Annotated in this window: 23 protein-coding genes; 6 read left to right on the top strand and 17 right to left on the bottom strand. The window is 60.3% G+C overall.

Going from position 1 to position 23,166, the window contains the following annotated elements; genetic code table 11:
* Positions 1-3 precede the first annotated feature (3 nt).
* From rpoS to ftsB, 8 genes are all read right to left on the bottom strand, one after another.
* On the bottom strand, positions 4-1,002 hold the full coding sequence (gene rpoS / locus ABTW55_RS08900; protein WP_004932578.1) for an RNA polymerase sigma factor RpoS: 999 nt from the start codon (positions 1,000-1,002) through the stop codon (positions 4-6).
* 54 nt (positions 1,003-1,056) lie between these two features.
* The gene (gene nlpD, locus ABTW55_RS08895) at positions 1,057-2,055 is read right to left on the bottom strand and encodes a murein hydrolase activator NlpD (protein ID WP_033652940.1); all 999 of its coding nucleotides are present in this window, start codon (positions 2,053-2,055) and stop codon (positions 1,057-1,059) included.
* A 325-nt stretch (positions 2,056-2,380) separates the two neighbouring features.
* Positions 2,381-3,007 (bottom strand): protein-L-isoaspartate(D-aspartate) O-methyltransferase, encoded by a 627-nt coding sequence (locus ABTW55_RS08890; RefSeq protein WP_033637164.1) that lies wholly within the window; start codon positions 3,005-3,007, stop codon positions 2,381-2,383.
* Positions 3,001-3,762: a 5'/3'-nucleotidase SurE gene (gene surE, locus ABTW55_RS08885; protein ID WP_033637163.1), complete on the bottom strand. Its 762-nt coding sequence runs from the start codon at positions 3,760-3,762 to the stop codon at positions 3,001-3,003. Before surE ends, ABTW55_RS08890 begins: the two co-directional genes overlap by 7 nt.
* Positions 3,743-4,789: a tRNA pseudouridine(13) synthase TruD gene (gene truD, locus ABTW55_RS08880; RefSeq protein WP_033649256.1), complete on the bottom strand. Its 1,047-nt coding sequence runs from the start codon at positions 4,787-4,789 to the stop codon at positions 3,743-3,745. Before truD ends, surE begins: the two co-directional genes overlap by 20 nt.
* A 4-nt stretch (positions 4,790-4,793) precedes the next feature.
* Positions 4,794-5,267, bottom strand: coding sequence for a 2-C-methyl-D-erythritol 2,4-cyclodiphosphate synthase (ispF, locus tag ABTW55_RS08875; protein ID WP_004932594.1), 474 nt, complete (start codon positions 5,265-5,267; stop codon positions 4,794-4,796).
* A gap of 10 nt (positions 5,268-5,277) precedes the next feature.
* Positions 5,278-5,985, bottom strand: coding sequence for a 2-C-methyl-D-erythritol 4-phosphate cytidylyltransferase (ispD, locus tag ABTW55_RS08870; protein ID WP_033649254.1), 708 nt, complete (start codon positions 5,983-5,985; stop codon positions 5,278-5,280).
* 3 nt (positions 5,986-5,988) lie between these two features.
* Positions 5,989-6,309 carry a cell division protein FtsB gene (gene ftsB / locus ABTW55_RS08865; protein WP_016929043.1) on the bottom strand — a complete coding sequence of 107 codons (321 nt, stop codon included), beginning with the start codon at positions 6,307-6,309 and terminating at the stop codon, positions 5,989-5,991.
* Positions 6,310-6,712: 403 nt separating this feature from the next.
* Between ftsB and ABTW55_RS08860 the strand changes: the two genes are divergently transcribed.
* The 3 genes from ABTW55_RS08860 (at position 6,713) to ABTW55_RS08850 (ending at position 9,137) form a co-directional block, all read left to right on the top strand.
* The gene (locus tag ABTW55_RS08860) at positions 6,713-7,483 is read left to right on the top strand and encodes a basic amino acid ABC transporter substrate-binding protein (protein ID WP_060422407.1); all 771 of its coding nucleotides are present in this window, start codon (positions 6,713-6,715) and stop codon (positions 7,481-7,483) included.
* 180 nt (positions 7,484-7,663) lie between these two features.
* Positions 7,664-8,431, top strand: coding sequence for an amino acid ABC transporter permease (locus ABTW55_RS08855; RefSeq protein ID WP_086556831.1), 768 nt, complete (start codon positions 7,664-7,666; stop codon positions 8,429-8,431).
* Positions 8,415-9,137 carry an amino acid ABC transporter ATP-binding protein gene (locus ABTW55_RS08850; RefSeq protein ID WP_060422411.1) on the top strand — a complete coding sequence of 241 codons (723 nt, stop codon included), beginning with the start codon at positions 8,415-8,417 and terminating at the stop codon, positions 9,135-9,137. Before ABTW55_RS08855 ends, ABTW55_RS08850 begins: the two co-directional genes overlap by 17 nt.
* 52 nt (positions 9,138-9,189) lie before the next feature.
* Here the strand turns inward: ABTW55_RS08850 and ABTW55_RS08845 are convergent, their stop codons facing one another.
* From ABTW55_RS08845 to cysG, 5 genes are all read right to left on the bottom strand, one after another.
* Positions 9,190-9,516, bottom strand: coding sequence for a DUF3561 family protein (locus ABTW55_RS08845; RefSeq protein WP_004932611.1), 327 nt, complete (start codon positions 9,514-9,516; stop codon positions 9,190-9,192).
* A gap of 84 nt (positions 9,517-9,600) precedes the next feature.
* Complete coding sequence (gene cysC / locus ABTW55_RS08840) at positions 9,601-10,290, bottom strand: adenylyl-sulfate kinase (RefSeq protein WP_080431152.1); 690 nt, start codon at positions 10,288-10,290, stop codon at positions 9,601-9,603.
* A complete protein-coding gene (gene cysN / locus ABTW55_RS08835) occupies positions 10,229-11,656 on the bottom strand; it encodes a sulfate adenylyltransferase subunit CysN (protein WP_033652939.1) in 1,428 nt (475 codons plus the stop codon). Before cysN ends, cysC begins: the two co-directional genes overlap by 62 nt.
* An 11-nt stretch (positions 11,657-11,667) precedes the next feature.
* Positions 11,668-12,576 carry a sulfate adenylyltransferase subunit CysD gene (gene cysD, locus ABTW55_RS08830; protein WP_004932620.1) on the bottom strand — a complete coding sequence of 303 codons (909 nt, stop codon included), beginning with the start codon at positions 12,574-12,576 and terminating at the stop codon, positions 11,668-11,670.
* Between the two features lie 22 nt (positions 12,577-12,598).
* Positions 12,599-14,029: a siroheme synthase CysG gene (cysG, locus tag ABTW55_RS08825; protein ID WP_060422416.1), complete on the bottom strand. Its 1,431-nt coding sequence runs from the start codon at positions 14,027-14,029 to the stop codon at positions 12,599-12,601.
* A 261-nt stretch (positions 14,030-14,290) separates the two neighbouring features.
* On the opposite strand from cysG, the gene ABTW55_RS08820 reads away from it, so the two are divergent.
* Positions 14,291-15,361, top strand: coding sequence for an aminopeptidase (locus tag ABTW55_RS08820; RefSeq protein WP_033649282.1), 1,071 nt, complete (start codon positions 14,291-14,293; stop codon positions 15,359-15,361).
* A 55-nt stretch (positions 15,362-15,416) separates the two neighbouring features.
* Here the strand turns inward: ABTW55_RS08820 and ABTW55_RS08815 are convergent, their stop codons facing one another.
* The 3 genes from ABTW55_RS08815 to cysJ form a co-directional block, all read right to left on the bottom strand.
* Complete coding sequence (locus tag ABTW55_RS08815; RefSeq protein WP_060422418.1) at positions 15,417-16,151, bottom strand: phosphoadenylyl-sulfate reductase; 735 nt, start codon at positions 16,149-16,151, stop codon at positions 15,417-15,419.
* 62 nt (positions 16,152-16,213) lie between these two features.
* Positions 16,214-17,929, bottom strand: coding sequence for an assimilatory sulfite reductase (NADPH) hemoprotein subunit (gene cysI / locus ABTW55_RS08810; RefSeq protein WP_033652937.1), 1,716 nt, complete (start codon positions 17,927-17,929; stop codon positions 16,214-16,216).
* On the bottom strand, positions 17,929-19,731 hold the full coding sequence (gene cysJ / locus ABTW55_RS08805; protein WP_033649245.1) for an NADPH-dependent assimilatory sulfite reductase flavoprotein subunit: 1,803 nt from the start codon (positions 19,729-19,731) through the stop codon (positions 17,929-17,931). The genes cysI and cysJ overlap by 1 nt, the downstream gene beginning before the upstream one ends.
* A 436-nt stretch (positions 19,732-20,167) precedes the next feature.
* Between cysJ and queD the strand changes: the two genes are divergently transcribed.
* The gene (gene queD, locus ABTW55_RS08800; protein WP_004932638.1) at positions 20,168-20,527 is read left to right on the top strand and encodes a 6-carboxytetrahydropterin synthase QueD; all 360 of its coding nucleotides are present in this window, start codon (positions 20,168-20,170) and stop codon (positions 20,525-20,527) included.
* Positions 20,528-20,556: 29 nt separating this feature from the next.
* Here queD and queE read toward each other — a convergent pair whose 3' ends face one another.
* A complete protein-coding gene (queE, locus tag ABTW55_RS08795; RefSeq protein ID WP_060422421.1) occupies positions 20,557-21,228 on the bottom strand; it encodes a 7-carboxy-7-deazaguanine synthase QueE in 672 nt (223 codons plus the stop codon).
* A 323-nt stretch (positions 21,229-21,551) separates the two neighbouring features.
* Here queE and ABTW55_RS08790 point away from each other — a divergent pair, with 323 nt between their 5' ends.
* The gene (locus ABTW55_RS08790; RefSeq protein WP_033637149.1) at positions 21,552-22,892 is read left to right on the top strand and encodes an aromatic acid/H+ symport family MFS transporter; all 1,341 of its coding nucleotides are present in this window, start codon (positions 21,552-21,554) and stop codon (positions 22,890-22,892) included.
* Positions 22,893-23,166: the final 274 nt, after the last annotated feature.

The following is a 23,166-nucleotide window of genomic DNA, read 5'->3' as shown; positions in this document are numbered from 1 at the left end:
GCGTTATTCGCGGAACAGCGCCTCAATGCTCAGGCCCTGCATCTGCAGAATCTCACGCAGACGGCGCAGACCTTCAACCTGAATCTGACGGACGCGCTCGCGCGTCAGGCCAATCTCCCGGCCTACGTCTTCCAGCGTCGCCGCTTCATAGCCCAGCAGGCCGAAACGACGCGCCAACACTTCACGCTGTTTGGCGTTCAGTTCGAACAGCCATTTGACGATGCTTTGCTTCATATCGTCGTCTTGCGTGGTGTCTTCAGGCCCGTTGTCCTTCTCGTCGGCCAGAATGTCCAGCAGCGCTTTCTCCGAATCCCCGCCCAGCGGCGTATCCACCGAGGTGATGCGCTCATTCAGACGCAGCATGCGGCTGACGTCATCCACCGGCTTGTCGAGTTGCTCGGCAATCTCTTCAGCGCTCGGTTCATGATCCAGCTTGTGGGAAAGCTCGCGCGCGGTGCGCAGATAGACATTCAGTTCTTTGACGATATGGATAGGCAAACGAATGGTACGGGTTTGGTTCATGATCGCCCGTTCAATCGTCTGACGGATCCACCAGGTTGCGTAAGTGGAGAAGCGGAAACCGCGTTCCGGGTCGAATTTTTCCACTGCGCGAATCAGACCGAGGTTACCCTCTTCGATCAGATCCAGCAGCGCCAGACCGCGGTTGCTGTAGCGGCGGGCGATTTTCACCACCAGCCGCAGGTTGCTTTCAATCATGCGGCGGCGGGACGGCACGTCACCGCGCAGAGCACGCCGCGCAAAATAGACTTCTTCCTCTGCGGTCAGCAGAGGTGAATAACCGATCTCACCCAGATAGAGCTGCGTCGCATCCAATACGCGTTGCGTAACGCCTTGAGACAACAGCTCTTCTTCCGCTAAATCGTTCTCGCTGGTCTCTTCTTCTACCAGCGCTTTTTCATCAAACGACTCGGCCTCAGCTCCATTCTCGTCGAAATCCGCATCATCATGTAACTCGTTAACTTTCAGCGTATTTTGGCTCATATGCTGCTCCTACCCGTGATACCGCGAGCAGAATCTCAGCGTATTCTGCCCAATCTATCGCTGCGGAAGATAACGCAGCGGGTTTACGGATTTCCCCTTGTAACGAATTTCAAAATGCAAACGTACTGAACTGGTACCGGTGCTACCCATGGTGGCTATTTTTTGACCCGCCTTCACTTCTTGTTGTTCCCGGACCAGCATTGTGTCGTTATGAGCGTAGGCGCTCAGGTAATCATCATTATGTTTGATGATGATTAGATTACCGTAACCCCGTAAAGCGTTGCCTGCATACACTACGCGGCCATCGGCGGTAGCGAAGATCGGCTGCCCACGGGAACCGGCGATATCGACACCCTTATTCCCACCTTCTGATGAGGAAAAGTTATCAATAACCTTACCGTCAGTCGGCCATCTCCAGGTACTGACCGGAGCGCTGTTGCTGACGGTGCTGCTCACTGGTGGAGCGGCTTCCGGCGCGGTAACAGGCGCAGCCGCGGTCCCAACCGCTGCGGCCCCTGCTGCAGGTAACATCTTACCTACATTCTGTTTACCCGAGTTTTCAGAATACGCGTTAGTTGATTGAGAATCAACCGTTGCCGTCTGGATCTGGGAGGTGGAAGGTGGCTTCGGAACGCCGCCTTGGGTCGCGTCAGTCGTCGCCAACATACCGCCGCCGCCGTTGGCGGAACCATTACCAAGCTGAATGGTTTGGCCAACATTCAGGCTGTATGGCTCGGGAATATTGTTGCGCTGCGCCAGGTCGCGGAAATCGTTGCCGGTGATCCAGGCAATATAAAACAGCGTGTCGCCGCGCTTGACCGTATAAGTTTCGCCGCCGCTGTAACTCCCTTTAGGAATGGCGTTATAACTGCGGTTATAGACAATGCGGCCCTCTGGGCTGGCCTGCTGCGCCCCGCCATTATTATTGCCGGATGGAACGGCGCCGCCGCCCCCCACGCTGCTGATAGGGGCCGACGTTGAGGCATTGTTCGTACAACCCGCCAACCACAAACTTACCATCGTACACACCGCAACCCGGCGTAACGTAATCATTGGGCTTCCCGTGCTCATGCTTCCCCCATGACAGCAATATCAGTGATATATCCAAAATACCCTTTACATCGTAGCCGAGCTTTTGCCACTTCCCAGTTTCTGCGATGTAAAGGCGCCGCCGGCCGATCCCTGAATGCCAGGTCATCTCGCGCCGGAGCATCAAAACGCGCGCCAATGCTAACCAGATTGGCGTTGCCGCACCATAAGACAACTACGTAGAAAGGCCAATTCTAGTGAAAATTAACCTGATTGGAACGAGAAAACCTTATCCGGGCATGATGAAAGTGCAACAGATTTTGCCGACGGTCGAAAAATCAGACGATCGCTAGGCCAATTCGCCTTTCACCAGCGGCACAAAGCGCACCGCTTCTACCGCATCGACAACGAACTCGTTGCCATGACGCTGAATGCGTTTGAGAGTTTGAGCCTGCTCCCCCACCGGCAACACCAGAATACCGCCGTCGTCCAACTGTTCCACCAGCGCCTGTGGGATCTCCGGCGGCGCGGCAGTGACGATGATCGCATCGAACGGGCCGCGCGACGCCCAGCCCTGCCAGCCATCGCCGTGGCGGGTGGAAACATTGTGGAGATCGAGCTGCTTCAGGCGGCGCTTGGCCTGCCACTGCAACCCCTTGATGCGTTCGACGGAACAAACGTGTTGCACCAGATGCGCCAGAATGGCGGTCTGATAGCCGGAACCGGTGCCGATCTCCAGCACCCGCGAGGTGGGCGTCAGATTCAGCAGTTCGGTCATCCGCGCCACCATATAAGGCTGGGAAATGGTCTGGCCGGAGCCGATCGGCAATGCGGTGTTTTCGTAGGCCTTATGATCCAGCGCTTCGTCGACAAAACGCTCGCGCGGCACCGCCTCGATCGCCCGCAGCAGCTTTTCGTCCCGGATCCCCTGCTGCCGCAGCTGCGTCAGCAATGTTTGCATGCGCTTGTTCACCATTCCCCGCTAACCTCTGCTTTGGTTAACCATGTTTTCACGACTTCTTGCGCCGCGTAGGCGGTTAAATCCACCTGCAGCGGCGTTATCGCCACATAGCCTTGTTCCACCGCCGCAAAGTCGGTATCCGGCCCGGCATCAAATTTATCACCAGGCGGCCCGATCCAGTAGATATTTTGTCCGCGCGGATCCTGCTGGCAGAAGACCTTGTCGGCTGGATGGCGGCTGCCGCAGCGGGTCACGCGCAGGCCTTTGATCTCCGCCAGCGGCAGATCCGGTACGTTGATATTCAGGATTTTTCCGGTTCGCAACGGTTCTCGCTGCAGCGCGCGCAGGATGCGGCAGGTAATGACGGCGGCGGTCGCGTAGTGCCGGTGGCCGTTCAGCGACACCGCCAACGCCGGCAGCCCCAGGTGCCGGCCCTCCATCGCCGCCGCGACGGTGCCGGAATAGATGACGTCGTCGCCTAAATTCGGCCCGGCGTTGATGCCGGAGACCACGATATCGGGCGCCGGGCGCATCAAGGCGTTGACGCCAAGGTAAACGCAGTCGGTCGGCGTCCCCTGCAGCACCGCAATATCCCCGTTGGCCAGCGTCTGCGTGCGCAGCGGCGACTCCAGCGTTAAGGCATTGGAAGAGCCGCTGCGGTTACGATCCGGCGCCACAACCTGCACCTCGGCGAATTCCCGCAGCGCCGCCGCCAGCACCTGAATGCCCGGAGCGCTGACGCCGTCATCGTTACTCAGCAATATCCGCATCGCTGTCATCCTGCTGCATGATCTCGCGAACCACGCTGGTGGCGAAGCTGCCTGCCGGCAGCCAGAAGCGCAGTTCCACGGTAACGTCATCCCACCAGCTCCACCGCATATTTTGCGGCTGCAGCAGCAGGGCCCGACGAGCGGGGTCGACACGCTCGCGCTTTAAAAGCGTAAGCAATTCCGGCTGCTCCGCCAAGCATTGTTGTTCAAATGCCAACGCGCTGCCGGCGGTGCCCGGCTCGCCGTCGCCCGGCAACGTCGCGGTGACAACCAGCTCACCGGCATCCAAGCGCTGTTGCAACGTCTCCAGCTCATCGGCTTTGGCGACAAACCAGCTGCCGCGGCCGCTCAGCTGCAGGGCGTCACCTTCCAGCACGGTGCGCTGCAGGCCGTCCGCCAGGCGCCTGCTCGCGACCAGATTAAACAGCGCGCTGCGGCTGGCAGAGAGGTAAAAACTGCGCTTGCTGCGCTCTTTGACGCGAATTTCATCATTCGCCCAGCGGCGCGCCATCACCAGGTTGTTGCCGCCACGGCCGAAACGCTGGCTGCCGAAGTAGTTCGGCACGCCCTGCGCGGCGATGGCCTGCAGACGGCGCTCAACGTCCTGACGATCTGAAATCTGGCGCAGCACCAGCGTAAAGTGGTTGCCCTTCAGGTTGCCGATGCGCATTTTACGCAGGTGGCGGGCATACGAGAGCACCTCGCAGCCTTCCAGCGCAAACCGGGAGAAATCCGGCGTGTCCTTGCCCGGCATATGCAGGCAGAACCACTGTTCGGTCACCGCGTGGCGATCCTTCAAGCCGGCATAGCTGACGGAACGGGCGTGAATACCGGCGAAGCGCGCCAGATAGTCGGCCACGAACTGGGTATTGCAGCCGTTTTTGCGGATGTTCACCAGCACGTGCTCGCCTTCACCGTCCGGTGCAAAGCCCAGATCTTCCACCACCACGAAATCTTCCGGATTGGCTTTCAACACCCCGGTGCTCTGCGGCCGGCCATGCAGCCAGGTCAGATTCGCCATATCCATGCGGTTATTCCTTGATCAGCAAGGCAACCGCTTCGCAGGCGATGCCCTCACCGCGCCCGGTGAAGCCGAGCTGCTCGGTGGTGGTGGCCTTCACGTTGACGTCATCCATATGGCACTGCAGATCTTCCGCCAGGAAAACGCGCATCTGCGGGATGTGCGGCGCCATTTTCGGCGCCTGGGCGATAATGGTGATATCGAGGTTGCCGAGGCGATACCCTTTGGCGCGAATGCGTTTCCAGGCTTCGCGCAGCAGTTCGCGGCTGTCGGCGCCTTTGAACGCCGGATCGGTATCGGGGAACAGCTTGCCGATATCGCCCAGCGCCGCCGCGCCCAGCAGGGCATCGGTCGCGGCGTGCAGCGCGACGTCACCGTCGGAGTGGGCCAGCAAACCTTTATCGTAAGGGATGCGAACACCGCCGATCACCAACGGGCCTTCGCCGCCGAATTTATGTACGTCAAAACCGTGACCGATACGCATGATGCGCTCCTTAATTGTCTAACTGAGTCAAATAGAACGCCGCCAGCGCCAAATCCTCCGGCCGCGTTACTTTAATGTTGTCCGCCCGGCCGGCGATCAGCAGCGGATGATAACCGCAATGCTCCAGCGCCGAGGCTTCGTCGGTGACGTTCGCGCCTTCATCCAGCGCGCGCTGCAGGCACTGCTTGAGCAACGGCAGCGGAAACAGCTGCGGCGTCAGCGCGTGCCACAGATCCTGCCGATCGACGGTATGGGCGATGGTTTCGCGGCCGGGTTCGGCGCGTTTCATGGTGTCGCGCACCGGCGCGGCGAGAATGCCGCCGACCTTACTGTGTGCGGTAATCGCCAGCAGGCGCTCGAGATCGTCGGCGTGCAGGCAGGGGCGCGCGGCGTCGTGCACCAACACCCAGTCCGCATCGCCCGCCAGATTCAGCCCGGCCATCACCGAATCCGCGCGCTGCTTGCCGCCCTCGGTGACGATCACTCGCGGATCCTGGGCGATCGGCAACTGTTCGAACTGGCGATCTTCGGGGCCGATCGCCACGATCACCCGCTCGATGCGCGGGTGGCGCAACAGGGCATGGATGGCGTGTTCGACGATGCTATGCCGGCCGATAGTTAAATATTGCTTCGGGCATTCCGCCTGCATGCGGCTGCCGATACCGGCAGCGGGCAGGACGGCAATCACCGAGGGAAAGGTGCCTGCGGAGTGATTCATGCGTTATTTTTGTGCGTTGTTTTGCGAGGAAGACGCCGCGTTGCGTCTGGATTGGTCAGGAACCAGACGATAGAAAGTCTCACCAGGCTTGATCATGCCCAGCTCATTACGCGCACGCTCTTCGATCGCTTCCTGTCCGCCGTTCAAATCGTCGATTTCGGCAAACAGCTGATCGTTACGCGCTTTCAACTTGGCGTTGTTGCCCTGCTGGACCGCAACGTCTTCATTGACCCGCACGTAATCGTGAATACCATTTTTGCCCAGCCACAGTGAATACTGTAACCAACCGAGCAATGCCAGCAATAGCAGCGTAAGTTTTCCCATCTCCGCCCCCTGAAAAACCGACCAATCATCCCACAACTTCTCGTTGGACTCCACACTGAGAGCGGCATTTCAACGCCAAATTCAGAATACGGATGAAGGGTTCCCGAGTTTATAACCCAAATCCGCGGCGAAAGCGGCAAAAAAAGCCCCTTTTACCCGACGCGCGCGGCGCGTTTTCCGATGAGAGACACACTGCCCTTCCTCCATTATGCAGCAAGAATCACTGCACCGCCGCTTACCGGCCCATAGCTTACGCCACAGCAATGCAAAAAATGAATATTTACCACCATAGAAAGAATAATCCTCATGCAGCGGTTGCACTTTCATTCATTGAAGCTTATTTTTATGCACTACTAGTGCATAAATAATTCCAATGTATAACCTTTCATTATCGGGGATCGCGATGTTAAAACGTTTAGTTCTGATAGGCGCCTGCCTGGCCGCCACCTTCTCCACCGCCGCATTGGCGGCTGAACCTACCTACGTCGTCGGCTCCGGCGGCACCTATCGGCCGTTCGAATTTGAAAACAGCCAAAAACAGCTGGAAGGGTTCGACATCGACATCATCAAAGCGGTGGCCAAGGCCGAAGGCTTCCAAATCAAACTGATCAATACGCCGTGGGAAGGGATCTTCGCCACGCTGAATTCCGGCGATCGCGATATCATCATTTCCGGCATCACCATCACCGACAAACGCAAGCAAATGGTTGATTTCTCGGCGCCTTATTTCCCGGCCGAACAGGCCATCGTCGTGCCGCAAGACTCGACGGTCGATTCCATCGCCGCGCTGAAAGCGCTGAAGGTCGGCGTGGTGAACTCCAGCACCGGCGACATCGTGGTGTCCGATGTGCTGGGCAAAAACAGCACCGCCATCAAGCGCTTCGACAATACGCCGCTGATGCTGCAGGAGCTGTATGAAGACGGCATCGGCGCGGCGGTCGGCGACGTCGGCGTGGCCAAGTTCTATATCAAAACCCACCCTGAGAAGGCCTTCAAGCTGGTGTCCGATGCCAAGTTCGAGCGCCAGTATTTCGGCATCGCCGTCGCCAAAGGCAACGACGAACTGCGTAACAAGATTAACGCCGGCCTGAAGAAGATCGTCGCCGACGGCACCTACGCCAAGATCTACCAAACCTGGTTCGACAGCAACGTACCGACGCTGCCGGAGGAATAATCAACTGGCGCGCCTCAGCGCAGTCGGCCAGTAAATAAACAGGCGTAGCGAGCTAAGTCAGATTGGGTGCGGCCAGCGCACAGCCACCGGAGTGGACACGCAGTCCATGAGGATGGCGAGCACTGCCCAATCCCAAGATGACAACGCGCAGTAGCCTTAACACGCTTAAATAAGGATCTGATCTTGAACTTCCGCTGGGAGATTATCCAGGAATACGCGCCGCTGTTTATGGAAGGCGCCTGGATGACCATCAAATGCACCATTATCTGCGTGCTGCTGGGCACCACCTGGGGATTGATCCTCGGGCTGGGTCGTTTGGCGCAGGCGCCGCACGGCATCTGGAAACCCATACTGCATTACGGCGTTCAGTGGCCGGTGCGCATCTACATCAGCGCCTTTCGCGGCACGCCGCTGTTCGTACAAATCATGGTCGTGCACTTCGCGCTGGTGCCGCTGTTCATCAACCCGCGCGACGGCCTGCTGGTCACCAGCGGCCTGATGAGCGTCGATTTCGCCCGCGCGCTGCGCGCCGACTACGGCGCCTTTCTCTCCTGCGTGGTGGCGATCACGCTCAACGCCGGCGCCTATGTGTCGGAAATCTTCCGCGCCGGGATCCAGTCTATCGACCGCGGCCAAATGGAAGCTTCGCGTTCGCTGGGCATGAGCTACGGCAAGACCATGCGCCAGGTGATCCTGCCGCAGGCCTTCCGCCGCATGCTGCCGCCGCTGGGCAACAACGCCATCGCCATCGTCAAGGATTCGTCGCTGGCCTCCGCCATCGGCCTGGCGGATCTGGCCTATGCCGCCCGCACCGTCTCCGGCGCCTACGCCACCTACTGGGAGCCCTACCTGACCATTTCGCTGGTCTATTGGGTCATCACCTTCCTGCTCTCGCTGCTGGTGCAACACATGGAAAAGAGGTTCGGTAAAAGTGATTCGCGTACATAACCTGCAAAAACAGTTCGGCGAGAGCCACGTGCTGCGCGGCATTTCCTGCCGGATCGCCGCCAACGAAGTGGTATGCGTCATCGGCCCTTCCGGCTCCGGGAAGAGCACCTTCCTGCGCTGCATCAACGCGCTGGAAACGCTCTCCGGCGGCGAGATCGAGGTCAACGGCTTCGCCATCCACGATCAGAAAACCGACCTGAACAAGATGCGTGAAAGCGTGGGCATGGTGTTCCAGCGCTTCAACCTGTTCCCGCACATGACGGTGTTGGAAAACATCATCATGGCGCCGGTGAGCGTGAAGAAACGGCCGCGCGCCGAAGCCATCGCGCAAGCCGAACAGCTGCTGCGCAAGGTCGGCCTGCTCGACAAGATCGACGCCTACCCCAACAGCCTGTCCGGCGGCCAGCAGCAGCGGGTGGCCATCGCCCGCGCGCTGGCGATGGAGCCGAAGATCATGCTGTTCGACGAACCCACCTCCGCGCTCGATCCGGAGCTGGTGGGCGAAGTGTTGGCGGTGATGAAATCGCTGGCCCACGAGGGCATGACCATGGTGGTGGTCACGCATGAGATGGGCTTTGCCCGCGAGGTGGCCGATCGGGTGCTGTTTATCGATCAGGGGATCATTCAGGAGGAAGGTGCGCCGCAGCAGATCTTCAGCCATCCGGCCAATCCGCGCACACAGGCGTTTCTGAGCAAAGTTTTGTAACCTTCGGCACCGCTTTGCAATCCTTCGGGCGCCGGCATCGGCGCCCGCTCTCTCACCACCCGGTCAAGAAGCTAAACACCAGCCAGAACAGGCACAGCACGATGGCGCCGGTCAGCAACAGCGTCAGGATCAGACGGCCGCGCAACAGCATGCTGAGGGTGATGCCGATCAGCACCGACAGCGGCATCAGCGCCAGGAAGAACGGCCAGGTATAAAGCAGGAAAAACAGCGTGTTGGAACCGTAAACCAGAAACGGCAACGCGAACGCCAGCCAGTAGAAAACAAAGCCGCTGACGCCGCCCAGGAAAGAATAAGAAGGCTCTTCTCTCTCCTGTTTTGACTGCTTGGAGTCGATCAAGATAGGCGTGACATTTTGCATAGTGATCCCTGGTTATTCGGCTCGCTCTGCGGCGGCTTAGAGTAAAAAGCGCATGGCGAAAAACGCCACACGCTTTTTTTGAATTCAGGGTTTGATAATAGCCTGACCACGCAACACGTCTAACAATTGCGCAATCAAATTTGTTACCAATTGTTGGCCATCGAGGTGGATTTCCGGCTGCTGCGGCGCCTCGTAAACCGCGTCGATGCCGGTGAAATTGCGCAGCTCGCCGGCGCGCGCTTTTTTATACAATCCCTTCGGATCGCGCGCCTCGCAGATCGCCAACGGCGTGTCGACGAACACTTCGATAAAGCGATCGTCGCCGAGCATTTCGCGCACCATCTGCCGCTCGGCGCGGTGCGGCGAAATGAACGCGGTCAGCACCACCAGCCCGGCATCCACCATCAGTTTGGCCACTTCCCCCACCCGGCGGATGTTCTCGCGCCGATCTTCGTCCGAGAAGCCGAGATCGCGGCACAGGCCGTGGCGCACGTTATCGCCGTCCAGCAGATAGGTGCTGACGCCGAGCCCGTGCAGCGCCTGCTCCAGCGCGCCGGCGACGGTGGATTTGCCCGAGCCGGACAGCCCGGTAAACCACAGCACCGCGCCGCGATTGCCATTGCGCGCTTCGCGATCCGCGCGCGTCACCGCGTGCGGATGCCAAACCACGTTCTCATCGTCCGGCCCGGTCGCCCTCAGTTCAGCGGCCACCTTATCGGCCACCGAGCAGATCGCGTGCGCCCCAGTGCGGGAAGTGCTTGCGCACCAGCGCATTCAACTCCAGCTCGAAAGCGCTGAACTCGCCGCGCGCCGCCGATGCGGCCTGCAGCGTTTCACGCACCAGACCGGCGCCCACCGTGACGTTGCTCATGCGATCGATGAAGATCAGCCCGCCGGTGTCGTGATTGCTCTGATAGCTGTCCAGCACCAGCGGCTCGTCGAAGGTCAGCTCCACCAGGCCGATGCCGTTAAGCGGCAACGTGTCTGCCGGGTGCTGCGCCAGCGTATTGATCTCCACCTGATGGCGGATACTCTCCACGCGGGCGCGGGTCTTTTTACCGGCGATCTTGATGTCGTAGCTCTGGCCCGGCACCAGCGGCTGCTCGGCCATCCATACCACGTCCACCAGCGCGCTCTGCGCCGCCTGCAGGCTTTCGCCGGCGTCGACCAGCAGATCGCCGCGGCTGATGTCCACCTCATCCTTCAGCACCAGCGTAATCGCCTCGCCCGGCACCGCCTCTTGCAGATCGCCGTCGAAGGTCACGATGCGCGCCACGCTTGACTCCACGCCGGAAGGCAGCACCTTGACCCGTTGCCCCACCCGCACCACGCCGGCGGACAGCGTGCCGGCATAGCCGCGAAAATCGAGGTTCGGGCGGTTGACGTACTGCACCGGGAAGCGCAGCGGCTGGTTTTCTCGCTCGCTGACCACGTCCACGCTCTCCAGCACTTCAAGCAGCGTCGGGCCGCTGTACCACGGCATATGGGCGCTTTCGCTCGCCACGTTGTCGCCGTCCAGCGCCGACAGCGGCACGAATTTGATGTCCAGATCGCCTGGCAGCTGCTGGGCGAAGGTCAGGTAATCCTGTTTGAACTGCTCGAACACCGCTTCCTGGTAGTCCACCAGATCCATCTTGTTCACCGCCACCACTAGGTGGCGAATGCCCAGCAGGGTCGCGATAAAGCTGTGGCGGCGAGTCTGGTCCAATACCCCTTTGCGCGCGTCGATCAACAGGATCGCCAGATCGCAGGTGGAGGCACCGGTGGCCATGTTGCGGGTGTACTGCTCATGCCCCGGGGTATCGGCGATGATAAATTTGCGTTTTTCGGTCGAGAAATAGCGATAGGCCACGTCGATGGTGATGCCCTGCTCGCGCTCGGCTTGCAGGCCGTCCACCAGCAGCGCCAGATCGAGCTTCTCGCCCTGGGTGCCGATGCGTTTGCTGTCGCTGTGCAGCGTCGACAGCTGATCCTCGTAGATCTGGCGGGTATCGTGCAGCAGGCGGCCAATCAGGGTGCTTTTGCCGTCATCGACGCTGCCGCAGGTCAGAAAGCGCAGCAGGCTCTTGTGCTGCTGCGCGTGCAGATAGGATTCGACGCCGCCCTGGTCGGCTATTTGTTGTGCGATTGCGTTGTTCATCCGGCGGCTCCTTAGAAATACCCTTGACGCTTTTTCAGCTCCATCGAGCCGGACTGATCGCGATCGATCATCCGCCCCTGGCGTTCACTGGTGGTGGAGACCAGCATCTCTTCGATGATCTCCGGCAGGGTTTGCGCCTGCGAGTCCACCGCGCCGGTCAGCGGCCAGCACCCCAGGGTGCGGAAACGCACCATGCGCTGGCTGATCACTTCACCCGGCTGCAGATCGATGCGATCGTCGTCCACCATCATCAGCATGCCGTCGCGCTCCACCACCGGGCGAGGTTTCGCCAGGTACAGCGGCACGATGTCGATCTTTTCCAGGAAGATGTACTGCCAGATATCCAGCTCGGTCCAGTTCGACAGCGGGAAGACGCGGATGCTCTCCCCTTTGTTGATCTGGCCGTTGTAGTTGTGCCACAGCTCCGGCCGCTGGTTTTTCGGATCCCAGCGGTGGAAGCGATCGCGGAACGAATAGATGCGCTCTTTGGCGCGTGATTTCTCCTCGTCGCGCCGCGCACCGCCGAAGGCGGCGTCGAAACCATACTTGTTCAACGCCTGCTTCAGGCCCTCGGTCTTCATGATGTCGGTATGCTTGGCGCTGCCGTGCACGAACGGGTTGATGCCCATCGCCACCCCTTCCGGGTTTTTATGCACCAGCAGCTCGAAGCCGTACTCCTTCGCGGTGCGATCGCGGAATTCGTACATTTCGCGGAACTTCCAGCCGGTATCGACGTGCAGCAGCGGGAACGGCAGCGTGCCGGGGAAGAACGCCTTGCGCGCCAGATGCAGCATCACGGAAGAGTCTTTACCGATGGAATACAGCATCACCGGGTTGGCGAATTCAGCGGCGACTTCACGGATGATATGGATACTCTCCGCCTCCAATTGCCGCAAATGAGTGAGTCGTTTTTCGTCCATAACAGATCCTTAAAAGCCTTGCCTATGCCAAATTCACGACGGCCGGGCGCGCGGCCCCTTCCGTCTGCGATTGATGCCCGAACCAGGCGATTTGATGGTGCAGTTCCACCACTTCGCCAATCACCAACAGCGCCGGCAGCGGCGCCCGTTGGGCCAGATGTTCCAGTTGATCCAGCGTGCCGATCTGCACCTGCTGATCGGCGCGCGTGCCGCGGCTGATCACCGCCACCGGCGTATCGGCAGCGCGGCCGTGGGCGATCAGGCGTTGGCTGATGTCCGCCGCCTTCATGGTGCCCATGTAGATAGCCAGCGTCTGCCGCGCCCGGGCCAGATCGGCCCAGTCCAGGCCATCGCCGTCGGGGCGGCAGTGGCCGGTGATAAAGGTCACGCTCTGCGCGTGGTCGCGGTGCGTCAGCGGAATGCCGGCGTAGGCGGTCGCCCCCGCGGCGGCCGTGACGCCCGGCACCACCTGAAACGGAATGCCGGCGGCGGCGGCCACCTGCAGCTCTTCGCCGCCGCGGCCAAAGATGAACGGATCCCCGCCCTTCAGGCGCACCACGCGTTTGCCCTGCTGCGCCAGCTCCACCAGCAGCCGGTTGGTCTCTTCCTGGATCACCGAGTGCGCGCCGGCGCGCTTACCCACGCAGATGCGCTCGGCGTCGCGGCGCACCAGATCGAGGATCTCGCCGCTGACCAGGTGGTCATACAGCACCACGTCCGCCTGCTGCATCACCTGCAGCCCGCGCAGGGTCAACAGCCCCACGTCGCCTGGCCCGGCGCCCACCAGGGCTATCTCGCCCTGCACGCCTTCATCGCCTGCGGCGAAGCTTTGCAAATCCTGCTCCAGCTGCCGCTCCGCCTGCGCCGTCTGGCCGTTGGCCACCAGCGTGGCGAAACGGCCGCCGAAGGTTTTCTCCCAGAAACGACGACGTTCGCCGATCGAGGCCAGCCGCTGTTTGGCCTGGCCGCGCCAGCGGCCCGCCACCTGCGCCATCTGCCCCAAACTGGCGGGCAGCAACGCCTCCAGCTTTTCGCGCAGCAACCGCGCCAGCACCGGCGCCTGGCCGCTGGACGACACCGCCACCACCAGCGGCGAGCGATCGATGATCGACGGGAAGATGAACGAACAGCGCGGCTGATCGTCCACCACGTTGGCCAACACCCGGCGTTTATCCGCCTCGGCGAACACCGCGGCATTCAGCGCGTTGTCGTCCGTGGCGGCGATCGCCAGAAACACGTCGTCCAGCTGTTGCGGGTCAAAGGTTTTCCCCAGCCAGAGCAGTTGCCCTTGCTGACGTTGTTGTTCCAGTTCCGGTGAGAGCGACTGCGCAACTATCCGTATTTCAGCCCCGGCGCGCTGAAGCAGATCGACTTTGCGCGCAGCCACGTCACCGCCGCCAACGACCAGCACCGGACGTTGTTTCAGGTCGGCAAATATTGGTAGATAGTCCACAACAGCCTTTTCATATAACAGAAAGATAGTGTGACTATACGGGCTGAGATTTAGCCTCTGAAATGACGAAAAGGAATGATTAGTTCCTTTATGGAATATAGGCCGCAACGCCAGAGGCAAACGGTGATAACTGCGGCGACGGTTTGCGCATTCGCGCGAAAATTAAGAGACGGGGAAATTGTGTAATGCCGCCCGGCGTCTCATACTGGGTGCCGAAGAAAAATGATCGGCAGCGCCGATAGCAAAGAAGGATTTTTCGGTATGTTTTCCCGTTTTTACCTGAAGACCAGCCTGCTGGCCCTCGCACTCGGCGGCGTCTTCAGCGTTTGTGCCGCACAGCCCGCAAAAGACGCGCCAATGGGCCGTTTCGCCGCCGAACAGACCCGCCACATCGCCACTTACTTCCCCGGCCGCATGGCGGGCAGCCCGGCCGAATTGCTCACCGCCGACTACCTGAAGCAGCAGTTCAGCAAGATGGGTTATCAAAGCGATATTCGCAGCGTCAACACGCGCTATCTCTACACCAGCAAAGACGGCAAGAAGAATTGGAACAACGTCACCGCCAGCTCGGTGATCGCCGCCCGCAACGGCGACAGCCCGAAACAAATAGTGATTGTCGCCCACTTCGACACCTACACGCCGCAGAGCGACGAAGACCTGGATAACAACCTCGGCGGCCTGACGCTGCAGGGCGTCGACGACAACGCCTCCGGCATCGGCGTGATGCTGGAACTGGCGGAGCGCCTGAAAAGCATCCCCACAGCCTACGGCCTGCGCTTCGTCGCCACCAGTGCCGAAGAGATCGGCTCGCTGGGCGCACAAAACTACCTGCAACGCATGAGCGCGGAAGAGAAAAGCAACACCGTGCTGGTGATCAACCTCGACAGCCTGATCACCGGCGATCGTCTGTACTTCAACGCCGGGCGCAACACGCCGCCGCAAATGGCGAAACGCTCCCGCGATCGCGCGCTGGATATCGCCCACCGCTACGGCATCGCCGCCGCCAGCAATCCGGGCAGCGCCCAGCATCCGAAGGGCACCGGCTGCTGCTCCGATCAAGAGGTGTTCGACGCCGCAGGCATCCCGGTGCTGTCGGTGGAGGCCACCAACTGGTCGCTGGGCGACAAGGACGGCTACCAGCAGCGCGCCGTCAGCCCGCACTTCCCGCAGGGCATCACCTGGCACCGCCCGCAGTATGACAACCTGCAGTATCTGGATCGCTACCTGCCAGGGCGGATCGACAAACGCAGCCGCGAAAGCGTGCAGATCCTGCTGCCGCTGATCAAAGAGCTGGCGCAGGCGCACCCGCCGAAAGCACAGAAGAAAAAGTAGTTCGCAAAAAAACAGGGCCCAGCACTGCTGAGCCCCGTCATGTTGATCGCGCCGTTTAGCCTTCGTGCAGGCCGCACTCGCGCTTCAGGCCGAAGAAACGCGTCTCTTCCTCGCTCATGCCCGGCTCCCACTTCTGGGTGGTGTGGGTATCGCCTACCGACAGGTAGCCCTGCTCCCACAGCGGGTGATAGCTCAGCCCATGTTCGGTCAGGTACTGGTAAATCTTGCGGTTGTCCCAGTCGATGATCGGAAGGATCTTGAACACCCCGCGCTGCACCGCCAGCACCGGCAGATTGGCGCGGCTGCCGGACTGCTCGCGCCGCAGGCCGGCGAACCAGCTCTGCGCCCCCAGCGTCTCCAGCGCGCGGTTCATCGGCTCGACCTTGTTGATCTGGTTGTACTTCTCAATCCCTTCCACGCCCTGCTCCCACAGTTTGCCGTAGCGCGCCTCTTGCCAGGCGGGAGACTGTTCGGCGCGGAACACCTGCAGATTCAGCTTCAGCTGGTCGGTCAGTTGATCGATAAAGCGGTAGGTTTCCGGGAACAGGTAACCGGTGTCGGTCAGGATCACCGGGATATCCGGCCGGATGCGCGTCACCAGGTGCAGGCATACCGCCGCCTGAATGCCGAAACTGGACGAGAGTACGAACTCGCCGGGCAGATGCTCCAGCGCCCATGCAACGCGCTGTTCGGCGCTGAGGGTCTCCAGTTGGCCGTTGACCACCGCCAATGCCAGCGCCTGCCCGGATTTGGACAACGCGTTCAGCGCCGCCAGATCGAATTCAGCCATGTTGTCTCTCCTGCTACTTGAAATTACCTGTGCGGCCCCTCTGCCCCAGGGGCCGCCCGGCCTCACTCCCAGAAATCTCGCGCCGGATCCAGCACCGGTTTGACGATGCCCGCGCGGATGGTGAAGTCGCCGAAGCCTTCGCCGGCGTTGCGCTCCTTCGCCCAGCGCCCCACCAGCAGGTCGATCTCGCTCAGGATCTCGTCTTCGTTGATGTTCTCGCGGTACATGCGCGGAATGCGCGTGCCTTCGCGGTTGCCGCCCAAATGCAGGTTATAGCGGCCGACCGCCTTGCCCACCAGCCCCAGCTCCGCCAACAGCGCGCGGCCGCAGCCGTTCGGGCAGCCGGTGATGCGCAGCACGATATGCTCGTCACCCACCCCGTGCCGATGCATGATCCCTTCCACCTTGGTGACGAACTGCGGCAGGAAGCGCTCGGCCTCCGCCATCGCCAACGGGCAGGTCGGGAACGATACGCAGGCCATCGAGTTCTTGCGTTGCTCGCTGATCTCGTCGTCGATCAGGCCATGATCGCGCGCCAGGGCTTCGATCTTCGCCTTCTCGCTTGCCGGCACGCCGGCGATGATCACGTTTTGGTTCGCCGTCAGGCGGAAGTCGCCTTTATGGATCTTGGCAATCTCCGCCATGCCGGTCTTCAGCGGGCGCCCCGGATAGTCCAGCAGACGGCCGTTCTCGATAAACAGCGTTAGGTGCCATTGATCGTCGATGCCCTTCACCCAACCGATGCGATCGCCGCGGCCGGTGAATTCATACGGCCGGATCGGCGCGAAGGTGATACCGGCGCGCTTTTCCACTTCGGCGCGGAAAACGTCCACCCCGACGCGCTCCAGCGTGTATTTGGTTTTGGCGTTCTTGCGATCGGTGCGGTTGCCCCAGTCGCGCTGCGTGGTCACCACCGCTTCCGCCACCGCCAGCGTATGCTCGAGCGGAATGTAGCCGAATTCGCTGGCCTGCCGCGCGTAGGTCTTCTTGTTGCCGTGTTCGATGGACAGCCCGCCGCCCACCAGCAGGTTGAAGCCTACCAGCTTGCCGTTTTCGGCGATCGCCACGAAGTTCATGTCGTTGGCGTGCAGATCGACGTCGTTCTGCGGCGGGATCACCACCGTGGTTTTGAATTTGCGCGGCAGGTAGGTCGGCCCCAGAATCGGCTCTTCGTCGGTGGTGGCCACCTTCTCCTGATCCAGCCACACCTCAGCGTAGGCGCGGGTGCGCGGCAGCAGGTGTTCGGAGATCTTCTTCGCCCACTCGTAGGCTTCCTGATGCAGCTCGGATTCCACCGGGTTGGAGGTGCACAGCACGTTGCGGTTAACGTCGTTGGCGGTCGCCAACGCGTCCAGCCCCAGGCGGTTCAGCAGCTGGTGCACCGGTTTGACGTTGCCTTTCAGAATGCCGTGAAACTGGAACGTCTGGCGGTTGGTGATGCGAATGCTGCCGTACAGCGTGCTCTCCTGCGCGAACTTGTCGATGCCCAGCCACTGCTGCGGGCTGATGATGCCGCCCGGCAGGCGGCAGCGCAGCATCATAGCGTGGCGCGGCTCCAGCTTCTGCTCGGCGCGTTCGGCGCGAATATCGCGGTCATCCTGCTGATACATGCCGTGAAAACGGATCAACAGGAAGTTGTCGCCGTTGAAGCCGCCGGTCAGGCCGTCGTTCAAATCTTCGGCGATGGTGCCGCGCAGGAAGTTGCTCTCCTTCTTCATGCGCTCCGCATCGGCCAGTTTGCCTTCGACTACCAAAGGCCCGGGGTGTTTATCACTCATCAGTAAACATCTCGCTGATAACGGCGCTCAAGGCGCAGCTCACTTAAAAATTCATCCGCCTGCTCGGTATCCATGCCACCGTGCTCGGCCACCAGTTCCAGTAATGTGTTTTCCACGTCTTTCGCCATGCGATTGGCATCGCCGCAGACGTAAATGTGCGCGCCTTCCTGAATCCAGCGCCACACTTCCGCGCCCTGTTCGCGCAGTTTGTCTTGTACGTATATTTTATGTTGCTGGTCACGGGACCAGGCCAGATCGATGCGGGTCAGCAGGCCGTCTTTCACGTAGCGCTGCCATTCGACCTGATACAGGAAATCTTCGGTGAAGTGCGGGTTGCCGAAGAACAGCCAGTTTTTGCCGCCGGCGCCGTCGGCGTCGCGCTGCTGCATAAAGGCGCGGAACGGCGCGATGCCGGTGCCGGGGCCAATCATGATCACCGGCGTTTCCGGGTTGGCCGGCAGGCGGAAGTTGTCGTTGTGTTCGATAAACACCCGCACGTCGCCGTCTTCCTCCAGGCGATCCGCCAGGAAGCCGGAGGCGCCGCCGCTGCGGGCGCGCCCGTCGATGTCGTAACGCACCACGCCCACGGTGATGTGGACTTCGCTTTCGTTCTCCGCCTGCGAAGAGGCGATGGAGTACAGACGCGGCGTCAGCGGGCGCAGCAGGCCGACCAGCTGTTCGGCGCTCAGATCCGCCGGCGCCTGACGCACCATGTCGACGATCGGCGTGTTGTGCGCGTACTGCTGCAGCGCAGCTTTATCCGCCAACAGGCCGATCAGCGTTTCGTCGCGCGACAGCGCGGCGTATTTATCGACGATCGGCGTGGTGTTCTGCGTCAGCTCGAAATGGCTGCGCAGCGCCTGCGCCAGCGGCAGGGTTTGCCCTTCCACCTCGACCGGCTCGTCGCCTTTCAGCCACAACAGCTGCACCAGTTCGTCCACCAGCGCCGGATCGTTGTCGAACCATACGCCGAGCGCATCGCCCGGCTGATAGCGCAGGCCGGAGTCGCCCAGATCGATTTCGATATGGCGCACGTCTTTATCCGACGCGCGGCCGGTAATTTTCTGATTGACCGCAAGCTGGGCGGTAAGCGGTTGTTCCTTGCTGTACGGACTGCTGTCGATCAGATCGACCGCGCCGCTGGCCAACACGCCCGGTGCGGCGCTTTCCGCCGGCGCGCGCGCCTTCAGCACCGACACCACCTGTTTGCGCCAGGCGGCGGCCAGTTCCTGGTACTCCACGTCGGCGTCCACGCGCTCCACCAGGCGCTCGGCCCCCAGCTCGGCCAGCTTGCCGTCGAAATCCTTACCAGACTGGCAGAAATTCTCATAAGAGGTGTCACCCAGCCCGAACACCGCAAAAGCGGTGTCATTCAGCTTCGGCGCCTTCTTCGAGAACAGGAATTTATGCAGCGCCACCGCTTCTTCCGCCGGCTCGCCTTCCCCCTGCGTAGAGGCGACGATCACCAGCAGGCGCTCTTGAGCTATCTGCTTGAACTTGTAGTCGCCGGCGCTGATCAGCGTGGCGCTCAGATTGGCGGCCAGCAGATCGTCGCGCAGCTGCTCCGCCAGGCGGCGCGCATTGCCGGTCTGCGAAGCGGAAATGATGGTGATGCCGGCGGCAGCCGCAGGGGCGACAGGCGCAATGGCCACGGCTCCGGGCTGTTGATTGACCATGCCCCAAAAATAGCCGGACAGCCACGCCAGCTGCGTCGGCGAATAGTCGCCGATCGTCGCCTGCAAGCGCGCCAGCTGTTCGGGCGTCAGCGGGAGCAAAGATGTTGGAGGAGCCTGAGTCGTCATTGCTGTACTTATTTCCTATACTTAGCGCCTTTCCTGCCAGGCGCGCGCCAGTGTCAGTCGCTGTCTCTTCGCTGCGTCGGGTGTGCGGAAAAGATCAGGAGAGTTTGTAAGGTTACCGAGCAGAATAGCAACGATTAAATAAGGGATAGCAATAAATCATAACCAAAATGACTAAGCTGTTTTTCCGGTAAGGGATAACGCTTAAACCGTTAAACAAAGTTTTTTATCCAGATGAAATTAAAGCGCTTTTTTTCATCGTTTTTTCACCGTTCAACATTTCGGCTCATTACCCCAGCCGATAGGTGCCGCAAACACCAAACAAAAAAAGTGTTAACCGGATGCGTTTGGCGTGGCGGTAGACCATAACGGTATAAATGGCAAGCAGACGCGCTTTCCGGTACTATGCGGCGGTTTTTGAGTCAATGAGGCCGTAATAATGGCAACCACGCTGTTTAAAGATTTTCAGTTTGAAGCCGCACACCGTTTGCCCCACGTGCCGGAGGGCCATAAGTGCGGCCGTCTGCATGGGCATTCGTTTATGGTGCGTCTGGAAGTGACCGGTGAAGTGGATCCCCACACCGGTTGGGTGATGGATTTCGCCGAGCTCAAGGCTGTGTTTTCCCCGATCTGGGAGCGGCTGGATCACCATTATCTGAACGATATTCCAGGATTGGAAAATCCCACCAGCGAAGTGCTCGCCGCCTGGATTTGGCAGCAGCTCAAGCCCCAGTTGCCGGAACTGACTGCGGTGATGGTGAAAGAGACCTGTACTGCGGGATGCGTATATAAAGGTTAAAAGAAAGGGCGCCCAAGGGCGCCCTGATTTTAGGCGATGTTCAGATACTTGTGGGTCTGCATCGACAGCCGCCAGTTGCGCGCGATGCAGGTTTCGATGCACAGGCGGGTCGCCTCTTCTTTCTGGCTGATCGGCTGCAGCGCGATAATGCGCGCCTTGTCGTCCTGCAGCGTCGCCAGCAGCGCGTCCAGCGCCTCGATGTCGCGCTCGCGCGCCACCGGATGCTTCACCTCGTCGGCGCGCCGCAGCGCCTGATCCAGCACCTTCATGCCGCCGCGCATATTCACCTTCGGCGAAACCGTCACCCAGGTGTTGGCGGAACAGCGCACCTCGTGGGTGCCGCTGGTCTCAATCTGGCAGCCATAACCATGCTGTTCGAACAGCTCGGTCAGCGGCGCCAGATCGTAGATGCAGGGTTCGCCGCCGGTGATCACCACATGGCGTGCGGTGTAGCCTTGTTGACGCATCACCGCCAACAGCTGCTCGGCGCTGGCGTTGCCCCAGGCGTCGCTCTCTTCTGTTTTGACCAGGATCCGTTGCAGGTCGACTTCCTGATTGGCTTCCTTTTCCCAGGTATGTTTGGTGTCGCACCAACTGCACCCTACCGGGCAGCCCTGCAGGCGGATAAAAATGGCCGGCACGCCGGTGAAAAAGCCTTCGCCCTGCAAGGTTTGGAACATCTCATTGATCGGGTACTGCATCGGTTTCTCAATCTGGAAAAGTAAAAAGCGATTATCGCAGATTCCGGCCCGGCGACCAAACGGCCAAAATTGTATTAAATTTTATTCTCCTCGCCGCCAGCATATCCCACCGCCAATGGCGTTTAATTAATTTGTTCGACGGGTTCTGATCTTTCATTCACGGTGTAACCTGCTTCGCAAAAACAACATTTATTTAACGCATAAGATAAATATATTTGACATAAAGCGCCGACGCGCAGATGTATATACAAGCAAACACAAGCCGAGCGCCAGTTTCGGCCACGTTCCATCCATCACGACTACATCTGCGTTTAGAGGGTGCCATGACTCATTCCACCAGCGAGTTGAACATTCAGCAGGCCATCGACGACAGCAAGTTTTCGCTGTTTCACTGGACTCTGATCATTCTCGGATTCCTGATCCTCGCCATCGACGGTTTCGATACCGCCGCCATGGGCTATATCGCCCCCTCGGTCGCCAAAGACTGGGGCATCGTCAAACAGGATCTGGGGCCGGTGCTGAGCGCTGCGCTGCTGGGGCTGTCGCTCGGCGCGCTGATCGCCGGGCCAATCTCCGATCGCATCGGCCGCAAGCGCGTGCTGGTGTTTTCCTGTCTGTTCTTCGGCCTGTCGAGCCTGGCCACCGCCTACGCCGGCTCGCTCAACAGCCTGACGCTGTGGCGCTTTCTCACCGGCCTCGGGCTGGGAGCGGCGATGCCCAACGCCATCACGCTGATCTCCGAATACGCGCCGCAGCGCTGCCGTTCGCTGGCGATCAACACCATGTACTGCGGCTTTCCGCTGGGCGCGGCCGGCGGCGGTGCCATTTCATCGTGGCTGATCCCGAGCTACGGCTGGCACAGCGTGCTGCTGCTCGGCGCCATTGCGCCGCTGGCGTTGACGGTTTTGCTGATCCTGCTGCTGCCGGAATCGGTCAAATACATGGTCAACCGCGGGCAGGATGCGGCGAAGATCAAGCGCATCGCACAGCGCTTCGTCAGCCAGAGCCTGGACGGCGTGACGCGTTTTTACCTGTACGAAGAAAAGCTTACGCACACCAAGACCAGCGTCGGCCTGCTGTTCAGCCGCCCTTACCTGCTCGGCACGCTGATGCTGTGGCTGACCTACTTTATGGGGCTGGTAATCTACTACGTGTTGCTGAGCTGGATGCCGATCCTGATGCAGGGGCTGGGTTACCAGCTGGAGCAATCGGCGATGCTCACCTCGCTGTTCACCTTCGGCGGCACGCTTGGCATCCTGGTGGCCGGCTGGCTGATGGATCGCTGGAACGCGCATAAGGTGGTCTCGAGCGGCTTTGTCGCCACTGCCCTGCTGATCGTGGCGATGGCGACCGAGGATAAACACATCGTGCTGCTGGGCGCCTTCATCTTCCTGATGGGCGTCACCATGAACGGCGCGCAGTCCGGGCTGCAAACGCTGGCGGCCACCTTCTACCCCACGCACAGCCGCGCCACCGGCATCGCCTGGATGCAGGGCATCGGCCGCTTCGGCGGCGTCGCCGGCACCATGATGGGCGCCCAACTGCTGGCGATGCAGTGGGAGGTGCAGAGCATCCTGATGTTCCTGTGCGTGCCGGCGCTGATCGCCGCCATCGCCACGGTATGCAAAATGAGCCGCAAACCGACGCTACAACCGGCGGCCTGACCCTGACAAGCCTGCCACCGACGGCGGGCTTTTTCCCTGCGGCGATAGGGTTTGTTTATCCCCTGGCCGCAACTGTAATCAGTCTGTAAAAATATTGTGACTAGCCGCCCAAAAATGAGTCATTTTTAATTCATTTTTGCCGAACAGCTCACTTTTCTCCGGCTTTCCATACATGAAGCCGGCGATAAAAAATCGCATATCAAACTGATATAAAAAGAAAATAACTTTTTCTTATGCCACTTTTCAGCGGCAACTGGTCAGTGTTGCATATGCT

It is taken from the genome of Serratia sp. SM04 (assembly GCF_040280225.1).
Lineage (GTDB): Bacteria > Pseudomonadota > Gammaproteobacteria > Enterobacterales > Enterobacteriaceae > Serratia > Serratia sarumanii.
This window is presented reverse-complemented; position numbering and strand designations above follow the sequence as displayed.